Origin of the sequence: Blautia sp. SC05B48, from assembly GCF_005848555.1 — a bacterium.
Lineage (GTDB): Bacteria > Bacillota > Clostridia > Lachnospirales > Lachnospiraceae > Blautia_A.
This window is the reverse complement of sequence record NZ_CP040518.1, coordinates 2,171,788-2,187,287: the sequence shown is the minus strand read 5'-3', so window position 1 is coordinate 2,187,287 and position 15,500 is coordinate 2,171,788. Positions and strand designations below refer to the sequence as shown.

The 15,500-nt window shown below is 46.8% G+C and carries 14 protein-coding genes; all 14 read right to left on the bottom strand.

Translation table 11 applies throughout. From position 1 onward, the window contains the following. Positions 1 to 21 precede the first annotated feature (21 nt). A complete protein-coding gene (locus tag EYS05_RS10035) occupies positions 22 to 1,059 on the bottom strand; it encodes a nitrogenase component 1 (protein WP_138277099.1) in 1,038 nt (345 codons plus the stop codon). Beyond that, positions 1,056 to 2,360, bottom strand: a complete 1,305-nt coding sequence (locus EYS05_RS10030; protein ID WP_138277098.1) for a nitrogenase component 1 — start codon at positions 2,358 to 2,360, stop codon at positions 1,056 to 1,058. The genes EYS05_RS10035 and EYS05_RS10030 overlap by 4 nt, the downstream gene beginning before the upstream one ends. Further along, entirely contained in the window at positions 2,357 to 3,130 is a 774-nt protein-coding gene (locus EYS05_RS10025) for a nucleotide-binding protein (protein ID WP_021651581.1), read from the bottom strand. Before EYS05_RS10025 ends, EYS05_RS10030 begins: the two co-directional genes overlap by 4 nt. A gap of 470 nt (positions 3,131 to 3,600) precedes the next feature. Then, positions 3,601 to 3,957, bottom strand: a complete 357-nt coding sequence (locus EYS05_RS10020) for a heavy-metal-associated domain-containing protein (protein WP_118513188.1) — start codon at positions 3,955 to 3,957, stop codon at positions 3,601 to 3,603. Positions 3,958 to 3,975: 18 nt separating this feature from the next. Next, the gene (locus tag EYS05_RS10015) at positions 3,976 to 4,170 is read right to left on the bottom strand and encodes a FeoB-associated Cys-rich membrane protein (RefSeq protein ID WP_118513189.1); all 195 of its coding nucleotides are present in this window, start codon (positions 4,168 to 4,170) and stop codon (positions 3,976 to 3,978) included. Positions 4,171 to 4,354: 184 nt separating this feature from the next. Further along, positions 4,355 to 6,538: a ferrous iron transport protein B gene (gene feoB / locus EYS05_RS10010; RefSeq protein WP_138277097.1), complete on the bottom strand. Its 2,184-nt coding sequence runs from the start codon at positions 6,536 to 6,538 to the stop codon at positions 4,355 to 4,357. Positions 6,539 to 6,597: 59 nt separating this feature from the next. Then, positions 6,598 to 6,816 (bottom strand): FeoA family protein, encoded by a 219-nt coding sequence (locus EYS05_RS10005; protein ID WP_015525998.1) that lies wholly within the window; start codon positions 6,814 to 6,816, stop codon positions 6,598 to 6,600. 103 nt (positions 6,817 to 6,919) lie between these two features. Then, a complete protein-coding gene (locus EYS05_RS10000) occupies positions 6,920 to 7,132 on the bottom strand; it encodes a FeoA family protein (RefSeq protein WP_118513191.1) in 213 nt (70 codons plus the stop codon). A 302-nt stretch (positions 7,133 to 7,434) separates the two neighbouring features. Further along, on the bottom strand, positions 7,435 to 8,439 hold the full coding sequence (locus EYS05_RS09995) for a cytidylate kinase-like family protein (RefSeq protein ID WP_118513192.1): 1,005 nt from the start codon (positions 8,437 to 8,439) through the stop codon (positions 7,435 to 7,437). Between the two features lie 15 nt (positions 8,440 to 8,454). After that, positions 8,455 to 9,894, bottom strand: a complete 1,440-nt coding sequence (locus EYS05_RS09990) for a sodium:proton antiporter (RefSeq protein WP_118513193.1) — start codon at positions 9,892 to 9,894, stop codon at positions 8,455 to 8,457. A 301-nt stretch (positions 9,895 to 10,195) separates the two neighbouring features. Further along, the gene (locus EYS05_RS09985) at positions 10,196 to 11,386 is read right to left on the bottom strand and encodes an aspartate aminotransferase family protein (RefSeq protein WP_118623556.1); all 1,191 of its coding nucleotides are present in this window, start codon (positions 11,384 to 11,386) and stop codon (positions 10,196 to 10,198) included. Then, positions 11,373 to 12,269, bottom strand: a complete 897-nt coding sequence (argB, locus tag EYS05_RS09980) for an acetylglutamate kinase (RefSeq protein WP_110103319.1) — start codon at positions 12,267 to 12,269, stop codon at positions 11,373 to 11,375. The genes EYS05_RS09985 and argB overlap by 14 nt, the downstream gene beginning before the upstream one ends. 548 nt (positions 12,270 to 12,817) lie before the next feature. After that, entirely contained in the window at positions 12,818 to 14,041 is a 1,224-nt protein-coding gene (gene argJ / locus EYS05_RS09975; protein WP_118513196.1) for a bifunctional glutamate N-acetyltransferase/amino-acid acetyltransferase ArgJ, read from the bottom strand. Between the two features lie 120 nt (positions 14,042 to 14,161). Continuing rightward, positions 14,162 to 15,202 (bottom strand): N-acetyl-gamma-glutamyl-phosphate reductase, encoded by a 1,041-nt coding sequence (gene argC, locus EYS05_RS09970; protein ID WP_118513197.1) that lies wholly within the window; start codon positions 15,200 to 15,202, stop codon positions 14,162 to 14,164. Positions 15,203 to 15,500 lie beyond the last annotated feature (298 nt).

Below are 15,500 nucleotides of genomic sequence, written 5' to 3'. Positions count from 1 at the left end.
TTTATGTCCTGCCCTTATGGTCTACCTGCATTTTCCGGATACTGCAAAATGCACTGTATCCACAAACACTCCTGAAAAAGCCTTTGTCATCCGCTTCATACATGGATCTGCAAAGATCACGTCATATCCGCCCTTCTCTGCCAGTTCCATGTAATCTTCCTCATCCCTTAATGACACATCGCCCTCCTCCAGGAGATCTTTTTCCATGGAAAACCAGCTTGCCACGGTGAGCTCTCCGTCCGCACCACGTTTCCGTAGCTCCTCTCTTATGGAACCGGCCATCACCTGCTGCTGCACGATGAGAATCTTTTTTCCTGTATAATCCATATCAGGAACCAGCTCTTCCGCCAGAGGATATCCCACCTCATAAGGTGTTCCGAAGGTTTTCTCCAGATATCTGGCACATTCCAGTGCCGCAGGAGAAACCACAATATTTTTTTCCGCAGAGGAGGCTTTTTTTACCTCATCAAGCCCGTCTCCCATTCCATAGCAGACTGCTCTCTGTCCTCTGGTACGGAATTTTTCACGGATCTTGTCTGCTGCTTTCAGGTCACTGACATCCTGAGGTGTCATTCCGAGAACTCCTGTCTTACCAGCCTCCACAGGCTGCTTTTCCCGGGCAAAGGCTTTAAAAAGCTCCAGATAAGCCTTCCGCTCTCCCGCATCATAAAGCTCCATTCCGTTGGTATTTACTGCAAGCACCGGAAGATCTGTTTTCTTCTCGCACATCCGCCGCAGTGCCTGATGATCCGTTCCGATCACAGCAGGTACCGGTGTTCCGATAATGGCTGCAAAGCCTGCCTCCACCTTTTCTGCTACATCCACAAGCTTGGCAACCAGGCGGTCATCCCGTCCCAGGATGGCATCCATATCCCGAAGTCCTGCGCTGAATACCGCGCTTTTCTGTTCAAACCATCTTGGTTCATCAAAGCCGCAGACATTTCCCGCACATCCTCCTGCATCACAGATCACGATGATCCCGCCAAGCTCATACAGCACTGACACAGCTCCGGACTGATCCGGTGCAAAGGGTGTCAGATATTTCCGAAGTCCTCTCATACCTTTTCTCCCTTCTGCAAAACTTTCTCTGTCAGTGTCTCAAACAGCCTGCGTACCCCTGCATAGCCATAGGGCTGCCGGTCCTGATTCCACACGGCATTTGGCTGATCCCGGTGATAATATCCTGCATCCTTTCCTATGGTAAGGTTCACTCCGCTCCCGGACGGATCGTAATACAGCATGGTGGGTTCCATATTGGAAAAAACCTTTGTATCCGGACTCAATTCCGCAAGATGCCGTATGTATACAAAATTCTCGGCTGTGATAGTTCCGTAGATCTCCGGCACCCGGAAACCATACCGCACCAGGGCAAGGGCCAGCTCAAAGGGATCTCCATTCATGCACTCCCCTACTGCAAAGGACGCATCCGGACAGACCTCCCGGAATCGCTCCACAGCCTCTTCTGCTGCTTTTTTATACACTTCCTGATCAAAAGAGACTCCAAGAACCTGTCCCAAGGCACGATACTGATTTTCGATCTTATCTGTCTGGTAGAGCCTCCGAAGCTCAATAAAAGGAATCTTCAGCCGGTCATGAAAATCCTCCGCTGCAAACCTTGCTTCCGGATGAAGCACCAGATTAAAATTGGCCTGTGACATGGTCTGATATTCTTCATAATCCTTACATCTTGAGATCTCATGGATGGTCTTTACGCCTGCCTGCTGCAGCAGCTCATACATCTCGCAGTCATCAACCAGCGGCGAAAAAAATCCCAGAAGATTGACCACATTTCCCTTTTTCTTCTGTGGCTCAAGGAGGGAGTATAAGGACTGGCGCACATGGACCATAGGCGGCTTTCTGCCCTCACGTGTCAGTGCGTACATGTAACAGGGACGCACCGGAATATCCACCTTTTCCTCTGCCTTCCGGCAGACACGTTCCATATCCGTTCCCAGAAGTGCATCCACACAGGTGATACAGATCATCACCACAGACGGCTTCTTCTCACAGCAGTCGCAGATCTCTTTTACCGCTTTCGGGATCTTTTTCAGGTGACGGCCTGTAACAATATCCGTCTCGTCCATCATCAGATAAAAAAATCGATCATTGTACTCCGGCATGGAGCTGATAAGAGAAGTATTTCTTCCGCAGCATCCCGGTGCCACGATCAGCATAATGGAATCCGGCACTGCAAGCCCGGCCCGCTTTACGCCAAAGCCCTCCGCTCCCGGAGAGTTAAATGCCAGAGTTGCCGGAGAGCTGTAGATCAGATGCTTCCCGGAGATCATCTGCGGAGGGATCGCTTCCAGCCCGCCCCGGGCCAGTTCTTCTGCAGTTGCAAAATATGCTTCCTTCTTCATATATCCTCCTTCTCCGTTTCTTCACTTTCCAATAGCTTCCTGGCCAGTGCAAAAAATTTCTCACTGATCTCAGAATTCTCATCTCCCTCGATCACCGTTTTGCCCTGATCCTCCCATCGGATGATCTCGTCACTTCTCGGGATCTCACCCACGATCGGGATATTATTTTTTTCTGCAAAAGCATTTACTTTTTCCGTTTCATTCTCCACATTCCTGTGATTCAGCACGATCCCGAAGATTCTCGCATAGCTTCGATCCTCAAAATTCCGCACAGCACTGGAAATATTATTGGCTGCATAGAGTGCCATTTTCTCTCCGGATGTGACAATGAGTACTTTTTCCGCATAGCCCTCCCGGATCGGTGCCGCAAAACCGCCGCATACTACATCTCCAAGAACATCGTAAAGCACTACATCCGGCTTCCAGGTCTCAAAAAGCTTCAGATCCTCCAGAAGCTGAAAGGTTGCGATGATACCTCTGCCTGCACAGCCAAGTCCCGGCGTGGGGCCGCCGGTCTCAATGCAGAGGACTCCACCAAAACCCTCCTTTGAAATATCCTCCAGCTTTTCCGGCTCCTCATCCTCTTCCCGCATATAATTCATTACCGGCCGCAGAGGTTCTCCCCCAAGAAGATTGATGGTGGAATCCGCCTTGGGATCACAACCGATCTGGATCACTCTTTTCCCCATGGCTGCAAAAGCCGCCGCCAGGTTGGACGTCACTGTAGACTTTCCGATACCGCCCTTTCCGTATACTGCTACCTTCAGCATAAAATCCTCCCTAATTCATTCTGTCCGCTCCCGCAGGTATTTTTCATAAAAAAAGCTCTTTCACGCACAAGGTGAAAGAGTCCCGTATTCCGCTCACAAAACAAAGTCAAGCGGATATTCGCGATCCGCATTTGCTGCTTGTTCATAACCGAATAACTGCTTCGCAGCTGATTCGGTTAAGCTGTGCCGGATGAACAACGATTCCTGCTCGGATATTCCTTGCCGTCAAAGTCTGTTTCCTGCTGTATTTTGTTTTAATGCCTCATCCGGATAGAAAGAAAATATTTCATTCCGTCTGAATTTTTCTGTTTTTATTATACAATAGTGTACATTAGTGAGTCAATTGCAACTCTGACTTTTTATACAAAAAAAGACCTCCAGGCGAAATATTTTTAAGCATTTCGCCGAGAAGTCTCTTCTCTGATCTGCCGGCTCAGAAGCTGCGGCAAAGTTATTCTTATGATAAAGCTTTACTGGATAGAAACTACGTGATATCCCCTGTCTTCCACTACCTTCTTAAGCTCTTCGTCGGATATCTCTCTGTCGTAGGAAACCACTGCCTCACCTTTTTTCAGGCTTACTTTTGCTGCCGCACCGTCAATGCGGTTGATAGCTCTTGTGACACTGGCCACACAGTTCTCACAATGCATACCGGTGATCTTCATGGTTTTCTCGCCCAGCTTGGTTCCATCCAGCTTCTTCTTCGGAATCTCCGGCTTGCTGCCGCCTCCGCAGCAGGCACCTTCCCCCTTCAGATGTTTATATGCACCTTTTCCGGCAAACAACATAATGATGATAACAGCAATGACAACAATTGCATTTGCCATGATTTCTTTCCCTCCTGATCACTTATGCATTCCATTGCACCCGGAGCAGCCGGAACAGCCGGAGCAATGGCCGGCACAACCGCCTGTACGTGTATTACCGGCACAGCCGACACAGCTGAGCCCCTGTTTCTTTCTTGAATAGAGATAACTGATCACAAATACGCCATATGCGATCACCAGTGCCAGTACAATAATATCCGCTATCATACTCATATCTGTCACCCTTTCTTTCGCTGTACAGCCGGTAAACTGCTGCCAGCCTCTGATGAATACTTTTGTAAAAAACTTCTATATTTTTTCAGGCTTATTATAGCACAGAAGACCAGGTATTTACATCCCCGGTCTCCTGCATTTCTTATCATATGTACCGGATCGTTGTTGTATGACCGGTTTTCAATTACTCTGCTGCCTGTACAGATCTCTTTGTAACATCGTTCTGGTTCTTGTACGGATCTGGTCTGAACAGAAGGAAGAGCAGGATCGCTACAAGGATCAGCGCTACGATCGTTCCAATTCCGAAGGAACCGGCACCTGTGACAACAAGACCAATCTGATATACACAAAGTGTTACAACATAAGCAAAAATATTCTGGAAGAGAATTGCAAACCAGAACCATTTTCTGGACTGCATCTCATGTGCCATTGTAGAAATAGCTGCAAGGCACGGAGAGTCAAGCAGGTTGAACAGCAGGAAAGAAAATGCTGCTACTGCTGTCGGGAACCATGCTTTGATCGCTGCACCGACGATCATGGTATCCTCTGCATCATCACCAGCTACGTTTGCAAGAACACCCATTGTACTTACGATGGACTCTTTTGCGGAGAATCCGGAGATGGAGGCTGCAACCGGCTGCCATTTACCAAATCCAAGAGGGGCAAAGATCGGAGCAAGGATACCGCCAAGGATAGCCATGATACTGTCGTTGCTGTCCTCAACAAATCCGATTCCGCTTCCTGTATTTCCGATGCTGGAAAGGATCCACATGATAACTGTTGCAAGGAAAAGAATGGTACCGGCTTTGATGATGAAGCCTTTCAGTCTCTCCCAAACGTGAAGCAGAACTGTCTTTACAGACGGAATATGATACTGTGGAAGCTCCATTACAAACGGAGCAGGTTTACCGGAGAAAGGTTTGGTTTTCTTCAGAATGATAGCAGATACAAGAACTGCTATAACACCGATAAAATACATCAGTGGTGTGATGAAACCAGCAGCTACGTAGTCACCGGTTGCATAAGCTGTCATGATGCCACCCATAAGAGCGATAACAGGAAGCTTGGCACCACATGGGATAAATGTCGCTGTCATAATTGTCAGACGACGGTCATTATCTGCCTCGATCGTTTTGGAAGCCATGATTCCAGGGATTCCACAGCCGGAGGAGATAAGAAGCGGGATAAAGCTCTTTCCGGAAAGTCCAAAATGACGGAATACACGGTCCATGACGAATGCGATACGAACCATATAACCGCAGTCTTCAAGGATGGAAAGGAACAGGAACAGAATCGCCATCTGCGGAACAAATCCAAGCACTGCCCCAAGACCACCGATGATACCGTCAGATACAAGGCTTACCAGCCAGTCAGCAACACCAGCATTGCCGAGTCCATCCGATACAACACTCTGGATGGTTCCCACAAAGCTGTCATTTGTCCAGTCTGTTACCATGGTACCAACTGTTGTTACCGATACATAATAAACGATGAACATGGTAAGGATAAAGATCGGAAGGCCGAGAATACGGTTCGTTACAATACGGTCGATCTTATCGGAAACTGTCATCTTATTTCCGCTTCTCTTAACGTTTGCAGAAACAACCTTCTGGATGTACTGATATCTTCCATCCGTTACGATACTCTCTGTATCATCATCCTCTGCCTTCTCAAGCTCAGAAGCGATCTCCTCGATCCTGGACTGTGCAGAAACCGGAAGGTTCAGTCCTTCTTTCACCTTGCTGTCTCTCTCAAGAAGCTTTACTGCATACCATCTTCTGTTCTCTTCAGAGATATTTGCAGGAACAAGTCCCTCGATCTCGTTTACAGCCTTCTCAACTGCTTTCGGAAATTCCATCTGCTTCGATGGTACTCTGTGCTGGTTTGCACATTTGATCGCCTCATCAACAACCTCTTTAAGGCCTGTTCCCTTAAGAGCAGATGTCTCAACGATCGGGCATCCAAGTGCGGAGCTTAAGCCTTTTACATTGATATGGATATTGTTCTTCTTCAGAAGATCCACCATATTAAGAGCGATAACAACCGGGATACCGATTTCAAGAAGCTGGGTTGCAAGATACAGGTTTCTCTCGATGTTTGTTGCATCCACAAGATCGATGATCACATCCGGTTTCTCTTTCAGAAGGTAATCACGGCTGACAACCTCCTCAAGTGTATACGGGGAAAGTGAATAGATACCCGGAAGGTCTGTTACCGTTACGTCCTTCTGGTTTTTCAGTTTTCCCTCTTTTTTCTCTACAGTAACACCTGGCCAGTTACCAACGTACTGGTTTGCGCCTGTAAGAGCATTGAACATTGTAGTCTTACCACAGTTCGGGTTTCCGGCAAGAGCTATTGTTACAGACATTTTGCATCCTCCTTTTTTCAGGTCAGAGCCTGACGTTCTGTCATTTTTCGAAGCTTATTTTACTTTACTTCCACACATGCTGCGTCATGCTTACGCAGAGAAAGCTCATAGCCTCTGATGGTGATCTCAACCGGATCTCCAAGAGGAGCTACCTTTCGGATATAAACCTCGCTGCCTTTTGTGATTCCCATATCCATGATACGACGCTTGTAAGCCGGGTCGCCGGTTATCTTGGAAACAACTACTGTAGAACCTACTGCTGCATCACGTAAAGTCATTTCTCTTTTCCTCCCTGTTCATATTCCAATTCCTAATCTATCCTCAACTGCGCCTTCCGCAGTTTGGGGCAAATCCACTACCGGTCACTGCCTCTCAGTCCGGTCACACCATAATGTGTCTGGCCATTTCTTTATTGACTGCTACTCTGGAATCCTTGACATTTACGATCAGATTGCCGTCAAACTGGGAAACAACTGTCACTTCCGCATTCTCAACAAAACCAAGGCCTGCAAGAAATCTTCTTGTATCCTCCGCTCCTGAAATACGCTTGATCGTGCCCGTATCACCTGACTGTAAAAATAAAATCGGCTGCATGGAATCCCTCCGTTTCTTTCTAGTAATTAGCTTAATCTAATTAGTTAATTCTAACTCATAGGTTAGTTTATACTAAGTTTTTTCGAATGTCAATCCCCTAAATGAAAAAAGTTAATCAAGATTAAGTTTTTATAAACAAAATATAAAAAAGTTCCTGCATTTTGAAGTACTTCTGTCTGGCAGAAGGTTGCCTCTCCTTTGCAGGAACTCTGTTCTGATTCTTTTTTTCTGTTTGCAGCCTGTTAAGCTAAAAACCCCTTCCGGAACTTTTTCTTTCTTCCGTGCTGCTCATATTTTATCTCTTAGTGGATCTGATCATCCAGCAGCTTCAGGATCAGATTCTCCGTTTCATTGATTCCGTAGCTTGCGCTGTTGATACAAAGATCGTAATTATCCGGCTTGCCCCACTGAGCTCCGCCGTAAAAATTGTAATACTGTCTGTGCTGGCTGTCCATCTTTTTCAGGAAACGGACTGCCTGCTTCATATTCATCTTCCTTACATCCATAACATGCTGCACACGGATAGCAAAAGGAGCTGTGATAAACAGACTGATATGTGGAATGTGATTGTTTTTGAGGATCGCATCCGCACACCTTCCCATAATGATGCAGTCCTCTTTTGAGGCCAGATCGCAGATCAGGTCACTCATGTTAAAGAATACCGCATCCTGTTTCGGAAGGCCATGGTAACGGTTGAATTCCCGGAACCAGCCCTTGAGATCAAATTTATGCTTCTTCTCATATTTATTGAAATCCGCAAAATATTCCGCATCGTTGACCGCGCCCTTTTCCGCCTCAAGACGCCTTAATACCTGATCAAAGATCTCCACATCATAATAGTTGATCCGAAGCTTGTCTGCCAGTCCGAAACCGATATCATTACCGGCACTTCCCTGTGTACGGCTGATGCAGATGACCAGATGGTCATTCTCAGAGATTTTTTCTCTGCGCTTGATCATATGATTCAGCGCCACACGTTCCTTATCCATGATATCCGTAGCAACAAAAGTCTCCGGCAGCGTCAGGATCTCCTGAAAGATCTCATCATATTTCTTCATGAGACGGCTTTTTTCTTCTTTATCCTTGATGGTCCTGGCCATGTTACTGATCAGTGCCATCTCGCTTCGAAGAAGATGTCCGTCCGGTTTGGTATACATCAGAGCACTTAAATTCCGGATAGTGCCTTCTCTGTCACCGGTGAAGGTACGTCCAAGGGAAGATCCTACGCTTTCATAAACCTCGCCATCCAGTTCATAAAGTCTGGTGGCAAGCTCTCTGCATTTCTCTCGAATGTTATTATCCTGCATATTGATCCTCCTCCCTTATAAAAAGAATACCAGCATATCGATGATGAACATCGGTACCAGGAAACAAATGGACCATGCCATATATCCGAAGAAGGACGGCATGTTGATACCATTTTCGTCAGAAAGTGTCTTGACCATAAAGTTCGGAGCATTGCCGATATATGTATTGGCGCCCATAAATACAGCACCGCAGGAAATCGCAGAAAGAAGCTTTACAGGAACTGTTCCCAGTGTTGTTGCGATTCCGTTTGTAAATCCAAGAGTTCCTGCTGTTGTCAGAAATACCAGATAGGTCGGCGTATTATCCAGGAAACTGGACAAAGCTCCGGTCGCCCAGAACATCTGGTACGGCTCGGTGATACCAAGATTCGGTCCTACTGCTTTCAGAAGCATCAGGGCTGGCTGCATGGTGATAAAAATACCGATGAAAAGTACTGCAACCTCCTTGATCGCACCCCAGGTAAAATGGTTCCGCACACGGATCCTTTTATCTGTTGTCTTAAAGGACAGAAATGCAGCTGCCAGGATCAGGACGATCTCAATGATCGACGGGAAGCTTAAAGTAACCTCGCCGAAAATATGAAGCCCCTTTACATTTCCGGCTGCATCCTGGAATGCAGGCATACCGGGAAGCATTCCACTTAAGATAACACCCACAACGATCATCACAAGGAAGATGATATTATGAAGACCCTCGATCTTAAACTCGGTACCCGGTTTGCTGATATCCGGTTTACGTCCCTCTGCGATATCCTTCTTGTAAGAGCGCATATCCAGATGATAGAACACAAACAGAAGGATCACCATATTAAAGATCAGTACCGGAAAAAGATGAAGGCTCCAGAAAAACGGAACTCCTCGCATGAAGCCCATCAGAAGCGGCGGATCACCGATCGGTGTCAGGCAGCCACCCATGTTGGATACCATAAAGATGAAAAAGATCATAATATGACCCTTTCTCTTTCTCCAGGAATTCATTTTGATCACCGGACGGACCATCAGCATGCTGGCTCCGGTAGTTCCGATACAGCTGGAAAGCAGGGTTCCCAGTGCAAGAAGTCCTACATTTACTCTTGGTGAACCCGCAAAATCGCCCTCAACTGTAATGTTACCGGACACACAGAACAGTCCGAATAACAGGATGATAAATGTAAGATAGTCATTGATCACGCACTCCAGTACTGTTTCCGCAGTTTTTCCGGCACCGTAAACAACTGCAAACGGAATGATCATAAGAACGATCCAGAATGCAACCACAACGGGCTGATGTGACTCCCACCACTCACCCTTTACCAGCGGCATCACTGCAACACACAGAAGAAGGCCCGCAAAAGGGATACAAAGCCACACCGGCACACCAGATCCTGTCCCACCATTTCCGGCTGCCCATACACCCACAGGACATGCCAGAAATACTGTCAGAAAAGTACACATGACGGTTAATAATTTTTTCAAAATTTTCACCCCTCACATAAAATTTTTTTACCAGTGAAATTATAACATATGGCGTCCTAAAATCAACTGTGTAGATGTGCAATTTATACTCGAGCCCTCTCGCTTTTTTGTGCATTTTGTCGGTGTGTCATAGCAGTTTTTGTTTGTTTTCAAACACACGACCAGATTTTCGGATATTGTTTTCTATATCTGTTATATAATTTATATATATTGTCTCTCTGACAAAAAAGCAGCCGTATTCTCCATCGGTACACTGCCCTTTCCGGAAAATACTGCTGCTTTTGTATCTGTTATTTTTTTATTATTCCATACACTCGTCAAGGATCTCTGCCATCTTGTCGATATCCTCTTTTGTGATCACAAGAGGAGGAACAAGGCGGAGAACATCACTTCCTGCTGAGATCACTAGAAGGCCTTTTGCAAGAGCTTTTTTCACCACGTCTCCTACCGGACGTCCCTTGATCACGATACCCTGCATGAAGCCTTTGCCTCTTCTTGTTTCTGCACAGTCATGCTTTGCAACCAGTTCGTCCAGCTTCTCCTCAAAATACGGAGTAAGTCCCTGCACATGGGAAAGGATCTGATCTTTTTCAAAAATGTCAAATACCTTGCTGACTGCTGCACATACGAAGGGATTTCCGCCGTAAGTGGTTCCGTGGTCGCCTGGCTTCAGGGAAGCTGCAGCTGCTTTTTTGTTCAGCACAAAAGCCCCTACCGGAACACCACAGCCAAGTGCTTTGGCACAGGTCATGATATCCGGCTGTACTCCATATGCCTGCCATGCAAAATAATGTCCGGTACGTCCCATACCGCACTGGATCTCGTCCAGGATCAGGATGATATCCTGCTCATCACAAAGCTTACGTAAGCCTTCCAGGAACTCTTTTGTAGCCGGATAAATACCGCCTTCTCCCTGTACGGTCTCGGTGATGATGGCACAGGTCTTATCTGTGATCTGAGCCTTTACACTCTCAAGATCATTGAAATCTGCAAATTTCACCCCACCCATCAGCGGCTCAAAGGGTTCTCTGTAATGTGCATTGCCAGTCACGGAAAGAGCGCCGATGCTGCGGCCGTGGAAGGAATGGTTCATGGCAATGATCTCATGGTCTGCATGGCCATCTCTTTCGTAGGCATATTTCTTAGCAGCCTTCAGAGCACCCTCAATGGCCTCTGTACCACTGTTTGTAAAGAAAGCTTTTTCCATATGGCTTGCCTGTACAAGTCTGGCTCCTGCATCAATGATCGGCTCATTGTAGTACAGGTTGGAAATATGCATCAGCTTGTCGATCTGGGATTTCAATGCTTCGTCATAGCCCGGATAATGATATCCCAGGGCATTTACAGCGATACCTGCCGCAAAATCCAGATATTCCTTTCCTTCGGAATCATAGAGGTAACAGCCCTCGCCTTTTTCAAAAACTACCGGAAAACGGTTATATGTATGAAGAATACTGGCTTCAGATTCTTCCATCTGTTCATTCATGCTCATTGTAATATTTCTCCCCATCATCTTTTAAAATTGCAGTACCAATACCTTTGTTTGTAAATATCTCAAGCAGTAAGCTGTGCGGGATCCTTCCATCCAGGATATGGACTCTGTTTACACCATGCTCGATAGCGTCAATACAGTTTTTCAGCTTCGGGATCATACCGCCGCCCACAGTACCATCTGAGATCAGGTTCTCAGCCTCATCTACACGAAGCTCGGAGATCAGAGTGGAGGGATCATCTGCATCCCTGTAAACACCCTCAATGTCAGACAGGAAGGCCAGCTTCTCTGCCTCAACTGCCTCTGCAATGGCGCAGGCTGCATCATCCGCATTGATATTGTAGGAATCAAAATTTTCGTCAAAGCCGATCGGGAATACGATCGGAAGGAAATCTCTTTCCAGAAGGTCCTGGAGGATCTTCGGATTAACCTTTGTAACCTCACCTACGTAGCCGATGTCTTCGCCTTTGGAAAGCTTTTTTTTGCACTGGAGAAGACCGCCGTCCTTGCCGCTGACACCTACAGCCTGTACGCCGAGAGATTCTACCAGAGTAACAAGCTCCTTGTTTACTTTTGCAAGAACCATCTCTGCGATCTCCATAGTATCTTTATCCGTTACACGGAGACCGTTTACAAAATGCGGCTCCATGCCGACTTTGCCGACCCAGCGGCTGATTTCCTTGCCGCCGCCGTGAACAATGATCGGTTTGAAACCGACTAATTTCAGAAGGACTGCGTCCTTGATGACGTTACGCTTTAATTCTTCATCAAGCATGGCGCTTCCGCCGTATTTGATGACTACGATCTTGCGGTTGAACCGCTGGATATATGGCAGAGCTTCTATGAGAACCTCTGCTTTGTCAAGATATTTCTGATTTACCATGTGGGTGTCTCCTTTTTTTGAAAAATGATATGGGGTGAAAAAGGTTTTGTTGTTGTGTGTTGGACGGATTTGTTTTTTATTATAATTTTGTCTCAGCTGACAGCTGTGGGATTTGCGAGGAGGGGAAGCACTCGGAGTTCCGAAGGCCGTTTCCCCTCCTCGCGCTCCTCCCCTCCGGCCACGGGAAACGGGCTGTTGCCCGCGTTGCGGGCAAAGCGCCTGCTGCGGACAGGCTGCTGCAAGCAGCCGCTTCCGACGCGCTTTCGCCGAAGGCGAACAGCCCGTCAGGCAGTCTTCGTCGACTGACGTTTAATACGACATAACTTCCGAGTTCCCGCCCTGAGGTTTCTCACGCTCGTCACCCAGTCTTCGTCGACTGAAGTTCAACACACCACAGCCAAGCGTGCCCAACGGAGGGGGTTCTTAGGGGGAGCGTGCGGGCTTCGCAACTTTGAGCTCGCTCCCCCTAAGGGTTTTCTCAGCTTACAAACTGAAACAAAACTACAACCAAAATCCACCCATAAAAACCATTCTACAGAGTTCTTACATCAAGAACGATAATCCGCATTGATCTTTATGTAATCATAGGTGAGGTCGCATCCCCATGCAGTTGCGGATGCATCTCCCATCTTCATATCCGCGATGGCTGTCACTGCCTCTTCGGAGAGGATCTTAGTAGCTTCCTCTTCGCTGTAGCCTGTAGAAACTCCATTTTCAATGATCTTGATCTTTCCTGCTTTGCTCTCAAAGTAAAGATCTACCTTTTCCGGATCGAACTGAACGCCGGAGTAGCCGAGGGCGCAGAGGATTCTTCCCCAGTTTGCATCGTGACCGTAAATGGCTGCCTTTGTTAATGAAGAGGTTACCACGGATTTACTTAAGGTTACGGCTTCTGCCTTGGTGGCTGCACCGATGACCTTGACCTCGAAGAGTGCAGTTGCACCTTCTCCGTCACCTGCGATCTTTTTGGCAAGGGTTGTGTTTACGTAGTTAAGAGCCTTTTTGAATTCTTCATAATCTGCGTTTTTCTCTGTGATCTTCGGATTGCCGGCCTGTCCGTTTGCAAGGAGGAGAACGGTATCGTTTGTGGAGGTATCTCCGTCAACGGATACCATGTTGTAGGTGTCCTTGATATCTTCACTGAGTGCTTCCTGAAGAAGCTCCTTGGTGATATCCACATCACTGGTGATAAATCCAAGCATCGTGCACATGTTGGGGTGGATCATTCCGGAGCCCTTGCACATACCGCCTACCGTTACGGTTTTTCCACCGATCTCGATCTCTACCGCTGCCTCTTTCTTCTCGGTATCTGTTGTCATGATAGCTTTTGCTGCCTCAAGGCCTGCCTCGCGGCTTCCCTCAAGCTTCGGTGCCATGGCTTTTACTCCGTTTGCGATACGGTCAATAGGAAGCTGCATTCCGATAACACCTGTGGATGCTACCAGAACACTATCCTCCGGGATCCCAAGGCTTTCGGATGCTGCCTTGGCTGTTTCCCTGCAATAGCCAAATCCTTCCTCACCGGTACATGCATTGGCGATTCCGCTGTTGCAGATCACGGCTCTTGCGCCCTGATGATTATATACAATGTCCTGATCCCATCTTACCGGAGCTGCTTTTACCACATTGGTTGTGAAGGTTCCTGCAGCCACACAGGGAACCTCACTGAATACCATAGCCATATCAGTACGGCCTTTATATTTGATCTCTGCTGCAGTTGACGCTGCCTTAAAACCTTTTGCGGCTGTAACGCCGCCGTCGATGATCTTCATATTATATATCTCCTCTCAACGGTTATGCCGGATCCTGTCCGCTGTACCAGATCGAATATCTCAGTCTATTCAGTCAAAATCCTTCGGCATCCACCATATTTTATTTGTGATCCACCTGTTTTACGGGCACATCGGAATCTGTTTCAGTCCTTCGTTCTCGTCAAATCCAAACATCAGGTTCATGTTCTGAACAGCCTGTCCTGCTGCACCCTTTACCAGATTGTCGATAGCGCCCATCATGATGACTCTCTTTGTTCTCGGATCGATCTTGAAGTTCACGTCCACAAAATTGCTGCCTTCTACATTTCTTGTCTGCGGGCATACATCCTTATTCAGGACACGTACAAAAAACTCGTCCTTATAATATTTGTCATAGGCTGCTTTTACTTCCTCGTAGGTAACATCCCTGGTCAGGGAGGCATATGCTGTTACCAGGATTCCACGGTTCATCGGAACAAGATGTGGGGTAAAGTTGATCATCACTTCCTGTCCGCATGCATATCCAAGCTGATCCTCAATCTCCGGTGTATGCCTGTGTGTGGCAACACCGTAAGCTTTGATGCTCTCGTTTACCTCACAGTAGAGATTCGGAACCTTGGCTCCTCTTCCTGCTCCGGAGGTTCCGGACTTGGCATCAATGATAATGGTGTTCGGATCAATGAGGCCTTCCTTTAACAACGGATAAATAGACAGTGTGGAGCATGTCGGATAGCATCCCGGGTTGGCGATCAGCCTTGCATTCTTAATATCCTCACGGTTGATCTCGCAGAGACCATAAACAGCTTCCTCGATAAACTGCGGAGCCTTATGCTCGATCCCGTACCACTTCTCATATTTTTTCACATCTTTAATACGGAAATCTGCGCTTAAGTCGATCACCTTACATTTGGAAAGGATTTCTTCATTGATAAGGGATGCACAAAGGCCCTGTGGTGTTGCTGTAAAGATCACATCTACCTCATCTGCAAGTGCAGCCATGTTGTCATCCATACATTTGGCATCCACCAGCCTGAAAAAATTCTGATAAATATCTGCATACTGCTGATCTATGTAGCTTCGGGAGCCGAACCATTTAATCTCAACGTCTCTGTGTCCAAGAAGAAGTCTTACAATCTCATTTCCTGCGTATCCTGTCGCACCGATAATTCCTGCTTTAATCATCTTTCACATTCCTCCTCTGCCGTTTTTCCTACGGCTTAATCCCCCCTGCAGAAGCGTTTGCTATTCTTATTTATGCCTCTTTTTTATGTATTCTGATATCTGAATCTTCTGCAAAGGTCAGACAGACATCTTAAACCTGTCCGTACTGCCAGTTCATATGTCCGCCTTGTCAATGGATAGATTATACATCTTATCTGCATATTATGCAATAGTCATTTTTTTTGATTTTTCACGGCCTTTTCTGTTTTTCCTGTATTTTCTTATAATAACGCCTACTTCCAGATGCATTTTTATGCAA